The 5,284-nt window shown below is 68.7% G+C and carries 5 protein-coding genes and 1 pseudogene; 3 read left to right on the plus strand and 3 right to left on the minus strand.

What is annotated here, in order from left to right; genetic code table 11:
• Both FUT87_RS30615 and FUT87_RS11515 read left to right on the plus strand, forming a co-directional pair.
• Positions 1 to 163: pseudogene (locus FUT87_RS30615) on the plus strand (magnesium transporter); the annotation flags it as partial.
• Between the two features lie 151 nt (positions 164 to 314).
• Positions 315 to 1,376 (plus strand): response regulator, encoded by a 1,062-nt coding sequence (locus FUT87_RS11515; RefSeq protein ID WP_091725638.1) that lies wholly within the window; start codon positions 315 to 317, stop codon positions 1,374 to 1,376.
• 14 nt (positions 1,377 to 1,390) lie between these two features.
• Here the strand turns inward: FUT87_RS11515 and FUT87_RS11520 are convergent, their stop codons facing one another.
• From FUT87_RS11520 to FUT87_RS11530, 3 genes are all read right to left on the minus strand, one after another.
• A complete protein-coding gene (locus tag FUT87_RS11520; protein ID WP_091725643.1) occupies positions 1,391 to 2,173 on the minus strand; it encodes a hypothetical protein in 783 nt (260 codons plus the stop codon).
• 2 nt (positions 2,174 to 2,175) lie between these two features.
• A complete protein-coding gene (locus FUT87_RS11525; RefSeq protein ID WP_091725648.1) occupies positions 2,176 to 2,520 on the minus strand; it encodes a TA system antitoxin ParD family protein in 345 nt (114 codons plus the stop codon).
• A gap of 134 nt (positions 2,521 to 2,654) precedes the next feature.
• On the minus strand, positions 2,655 to 3,671 hold the full coding sequence (locus FUT87_RS11530) for a DUF3395 domain-containing protein (protein ID WP_147241107.1): 1,017 nt from the start codon (positions 3,669 to 3,671) through the stop codon (positions 2,655 to 2,657).
• A gap of 296 nt (positions 3,672 to 3,967) precedes the next feature.
• Between FUT87_RS11530 and urtA the strand changes: the two genes are divergently transcribed.
• The gene (urtA, locus tag FUT87_RS11535; RefSeq protein ID WP_091725655.1) at positions 3,968 to 5,254 is read left to right on the plus strand and encodes an urea ABC transporter substrate-binding protein; all 1,287 of its coding nucleotides are present in this window, start codon (positions 3,968 to 3,970) and stop codon (positions 5,252 to 5,254) included.
• Positions 5,255 to 5,284 lie beyond the last annotated feature (30 nt).

Consider the following 5,284-nt stretch of genomic DNA (forward strand, 5'->3'; position numbering starts at 1 on the left):
TCGTGCTGTCGATCCGAACCGCGTCGCGCAGAGCCTGCTGGGCGTGCGGGCCCGCGCGGAGAAGGAGCCGCACATGCTCAAGCGCGGTCCCGGCTTCGTGATGTACGCGATCATGGACGCGGTGGTGGACCGCTACTTCCCCGTCATCGAGGCGCTGGAGGCGAGCTCGACGCGATCGAGGCGGTCGATCCGGCCTGGCGTGGCTTCTGCGACGCGCAGCGGACGCTGGCGCGCCAATTCCAGTTCGAGGCGATGCTGCGCGGCCTGCCGCGCGGCGAGGACCTCCCGAGACCGACCGAGTTGGGTGACCCGAGATGAACTCCGCGCTTCCTTCCGCCGTCACGACGCTGCTCGACCAGCAGCAGGGCGATCGCGTCCTGATGGTCGACGACGTGCCCGACAACCTGTCGCTGCTGCATGACGCGCTGGACGAGCACGGCTACACGGTGCTGGCGGCGACGAACGGCGAGGCGGCGCTCGCCTGCGCCCGGCAGGGGCGGCCGGACATCGTGCTGCTGGACGCGATGATGCCGGGCATGGACGGTTTCGAGGTCGCGCGGCGGCTGAAGGCCGATCCCTCGACGGCGCACATCCCGATCGTCTTCATGACGGGGCTGACGGAGACCGAGCACCTCGTCGCCGCGCTGCAGGCGGGCGGTGTCGACTACGTGACCAAGCCGCTGGATCCGCGCGCGGTGCTGGCGCGCATGCAGGTGCACCTGCAGGGCGCGCGCCAGGCCCGCCAGACGCGGCAGGCGCTGGACGCCTTCGGCTACGCGAGCATCGCGGTGCGGGCGTCGTCGGGCCGGCTGCTGTGGCAGACGCCGCTGGCCCGCGAGCTGCTGCAGCTCTACTTCGGCACGGTGGCGCCGCAGACGCCCGCGCCGGTGCTGGCGTGGCTGCGCAAGACGCTCGACGAGATGGCGCGCCAATCACCGGGCGATGGTGCGCCGCCGCAGGAGCCGCCGCGCCTGTGCGCCGAGCTCGGCGCGCGGCGGCTGAGCTTCCGGCTGCACCACTGCATCGGCGGCGAGGAGCCGAACGGCGCGGGTCCGGAAGCGGCGGCCGGCGTCGGCGCCGCATCAGGCGCTGCGGGCGGCGACTGGCTGATCGTCATGCGCGAGGTCTCGGACGCCGCGGTGATCCGCTCGCTGGGCCTGGCCTTCAGCCTCACCGCGCGCGAGGCCGAGGTGCTGTACTGGGTCGTCAAGGGCAAGATCAACCGCGACATCGGCGAGATCCTCGGCGCCAGCCCGGCGACGGTGAAGAAGCACCTGGAGCGCATCCACGCCAAGCTCGGCGTGGAGACCCGCACCGCGGCGGCCGCGATGGCGCTGACGCGGGTCAGGGAGATGCATCCGCAGTGGGAGGTGTGAGGCGCCCGCGGCGCTCACGCGCGGCCGGTCGCCCGTTCCTCCTGAAGCCGCCGGACCGGATCCAGCTGGACCGCGCAGGCGGGCACCATGGCTTCGAGCAGGTCGGCATCGATGGCCTCGAGGATGTCGATGCCGTACTGGCGATGGGCCCGGCGTCCCGCAGAGCTCTTGGAGAGTTGGAAGATGCGTTGAATCTCCGCCCCGAGGCGGGCCGCGAACTCGGCGTTTCCGCACGCCTGCGAGAACAGCGCCGCCTTGGCAACCTGCACGGCCCAGCGCGCCTGGGTTTCAACGTGCGATCCCTTGCTGTCCCGGAGCCCCGCGAGGTTGTGGATGCGCGACTCCAGCACGTCGAAAGGGCTCATCACCCGCAGGAGCTGTCCCTCGGCGATCTCAAAGCTCAAACATCCGGCAATGACCCGCCGAGTGAAAACACCGCATTTCTCCAATCCGCCCGTGGCGAACAGCAGATGGAGGATGTCGACATTGCCTTCCTTCCTGGCAGGGGCCGGGATCCTGACCTGGGCGACCAGAGAGGTCCGTGCCGTCTTTCGGGGCAACTCCACGCGGGCGCCCAGCCGCCTGGCCAGTTCGTGGGCATCCGAGACATCCCCGATCACGTCAGCGTCAGCGGTGATCGCCGCGCCGTGCGTCGATATCCCGTAGCGCTTCATCCAGAAGCCCAGCGCCTGACCTCCCACCAGGATGACGCCAGCCGGCAGGCTGGTGAGCACCCGATCGAGCAAGCGCCCCTCGAGAGCAGCTTCTTCGTCGGGCAGTCGCGGTTGCGTCGTCATGGTCAGTAGGGTGAGTCCAGGGCCCTCGCATTCTTGGCCCGCTCTTCGGTGAACCAGATCGACTCCGAGGGCTGGGACGCTCCGGACTTGATCGCCTCGATGTCCCGTGCCTGCTCGATCCGTTTGGCGGCCCGCAGGTCGTCCTCGATACGCGCCATGGCCTGCGTGCCGTGATCGCCCCGCAACAGCTCCAGCAGCAATTGCGAGCGGACGCCGGAGTTCTCCAGCGCCTGGCCGATGCGCGCCCAGAACTCGACCTGCTGCGCGGCGGAACGGGCCACGTACTCGCCGGTCTCCTGGGCATCTCGGAACAGCTGATTGCTGATCCGGATCGAATTCGAACTCATCGCACCTCCGTAGCAGTTTGCACTCAGAAGATGCACTCTGCCACACTTTGGGGGTCCACGGAGCAAAAGCAACGAAGGCCCCTTGCGGGGCCTTCGTCCTTCATCGATCAGGCGATCCTGGATCGCCTCCGTCTTCAGGGCAGGCGCAGGCGGTCGCCCTCGCGGATCACGGCCGTCTGCTCGCGGCCGCGGCCGATCACGTAGTACACGGTCAGGACCTTGGACTCGCCGTAGGCCGGGTCGCCGCCCGCCAGGTCGTTGTCGGCCTGCACGTCGAGGCGGCCGCCGCGGCTGATGTTGCGCAGGCGCTCGGTCACGTCGACGTAACGGCCGCCGCTGCCGTAGGTCGCCCGCACGATCGTCAGGCGCTGGCTCGGCGGACCGTAGTCGCCACCACCGGCGCCCGGCCGGCCGTCCCAGCCGCCGTTCCAGCCGCCCTGGCCCCAGTCGCCACGGCCCCAGCCGGTGAACTGGGCGCCGTCGATCCAGGCGCCCTCGCGGTAGTCGAAGGTGCGCACCTGGCCGCTGCGGTCGCGGGCATAGATGCGCAGCATCTTCGTGCGGCCGACCGCCGGGTCGTCGCGGAACAGGTCGTTGGTCACCCGCACCTTCGCGTCGCGGCGCGCCAGTTCGCGCAGGCGGCCGGTGACATCGATGCTGGCTTCGGGCACGCCGTAGCGCGCGCCCAGGATGGCGTAGGCGCCGTCGTCATGGCCGCCGGGACCGTCCCAGCCGCCGCTGCCGCCGCCCTGGCCCCATTCGCCGCCACGCCAGCCGGTGAAGTCGTTGCCGTCGATGATGTTGCCCTCGCGGAATTCGAACACGCGGGTGTCGCCATCTCGGTTGCGCGCGTAGATGCGCAGCACCTTCGAGCGCCCCACGTCCGGGTCGTCGCCGAAGAGCCCGTTGGTCACCCGCACGCGGTCGTCGCGCCGCGCCAGTTCCTTCAGCTGGCCGGTGACGTCGATGTTGTGCTGGGGCGTCCCGTAGCGCGCATTCAGGATCTGCCAATCGCCATCGTCGCGCGCCCAGGCGGAGCCGCCCGTCAGCATCGTCGCCAGCAGCATCAGCGCCGCCAGCAGCCATCGCGCCATCGCGCGGTCCGGCCGCCGGGCCGGCAAGGGGGTCGAACTCATCGCCATCGCAGTCATCGTTCTGCTCCTGTTTCTTTCCTGTTGTCCGGAGTCGGGGACCAACCCCTGCGCCTGCGGCCCTCGGCCGCGCTCCGGGGAGGGGCCGGATGTTGCCTCAACGGCAGGGGTTTCCCGATGGTGCACGCACGTTTCTTCGAGGTGTTACGAGCGGTCACCGCCCCGCCACGCCCACGCACGCGCCCCGCATACGCCATGTGCCGTATATGCCCCGCGGGCCCGGCTTCCTAGCATCCGGTCACTTCCCGAAGTCCTGTGAAGTCCGCCGACGTCCTCTTCATCCACCGGAGCTCCCCATGTCCTCGCATCCGAAAGCCCCCCGCCGCTTCACGCTCAAGACCCTGGCCGTCGCCGGCGCGCTCGCCGGCCTGAACCTCGCCGCCCTGCCCGCCTTCGCCGCCGACACCATCAAGGTCGGCGTGCTGCACAGCCTGTCCGGCACGATGGCGATCTCCGAGACCGTGCTCAAGGACACCGTCCTGATGGCCATCGACGAGATCAACGCCAAGGGCGGCGTGCTGGGCAAGAAGCTCGAGCCGGTGGTCGTCGACCCCGCGTCCAACTGGCCGCTCTTCGCCGAGAAGACCCGTCAGCTGCTCACGCAGGACAAGGTCTCGGTGATCTTCGGCTGCTGGACCTCGGTGTCGCGCAAGTCGGTGCTGCCGGTGGTCGAGGAGCTCAACGGGCTGCTCTTCTACCCGGTGCAGTACGAGGGCGAGGAGCTCAGCAAGAACGTCTTCTACACCGGCGCCGCGCCCAATCAGCAGGCGATTCCGGCCGTCGACTACCTGATGTCCAAGGACGGTGGCGGCGCCAAGCGCTGGGTGCTGCTGGGCACCGACTACGTCTACCCCCGCACCACCAACAAGATCCTGCGTGCCTACCTGAAGAGCAAGGGCGTGAAGGACAGCGACATCGACGAGAAGTACACCCCGTTCGGTCACAGCGACTACCAGACCATCGTGGCCGACATCAAGAAGTTCTCGGCCGGCGGGAAGACGGCGGTGGTGTCGACGATCAACGGCGACTCCAACGTGCCGTTCTACAAGGAGCTCGGCAACGCCGGGCTGAAGGCCAAGGACGTGCCGGTGGTGGCGTTCTCGGTGGGCGAGGAGGAGCTGCGCGGCGTGGATACCAAGCCGCTGGTGGGACATCTGGCGGCGTGGAACTACTTCATGTCGATCAAGAACCCGACCAACGATGCCTTCATCAAGAAGTGGGCCGCGTATGCGAAGGCGAAGAACATCCCGGGCCACAAGGACAAGCCGCTGACCAACGATCCGATGGAGGCGACCTACATCGGCATCAACATGTGGAAGCAGGCGGTGGAGAAGGCCAAGTCGACCGACGTCGACAAAGTGATCGCCGCGATGGGCGGGCAGACCTTCACCGCGCCGTCGGGTATCACGTCCAAGATGGACGAGAAGAACCACCATCTGCACAAGTCGGTGTTCATCGGCGAGATCCGCGCGGATGGCCAGTTCAACGTGGTGTGGAAGACGCCCGCGCCGGTCAAGGCCAAGCCGTGGAGCCCGTACATCGCGGGCAACGAGGGCAAGCCGGATGAGCCGGTGAAGAAGTGAGCGAGAAGGCCCTCACCCCGGCCCTCTCCC

It is taken from the genome of Mitsuaria sp. TWR114 (genome assembly GCF_007997345.1).

Bases quoted from the DNA above. Each gene is read 5' to 3' on its own strand.
- FUT87_RS11515 (WP_091725638.1), top strand. From the start codon at position 315: ATGAACTCCGCGCTTCCTTCCGCCGTCACGACGCTGCTCGACCAGCAG.
- FUT87_RS11520 (WP_091725643.1), bottom strand. From the start codon at position 2,173: ATGACGACGCAACCGCGACTGCCCGACGAAGAAGCTGCTCTCGAGGGG.
- FUT87_RS11525 (WP_091725648.1), bottom strand. From the start codon at position 2,520: ATGAGTTCGAATTCGATCCGGATCAGCAATCAGCTGTTCCGAGATGCC.
- FUT87_RS11530 (WP_147241107.1), bottom strand. From the start codon at position 3,671: ATGACTGCGATGGCGATGAGTTCGACCCCCTTGCCGGCCCGGCGGCCG.
- urtA (WP_091725655.1), top strand. From the start codon at position 3,968: ATGTCCTCGCATCCGAAAGCCCCCCGCCGCTTCACGCTCAAGACCCTG.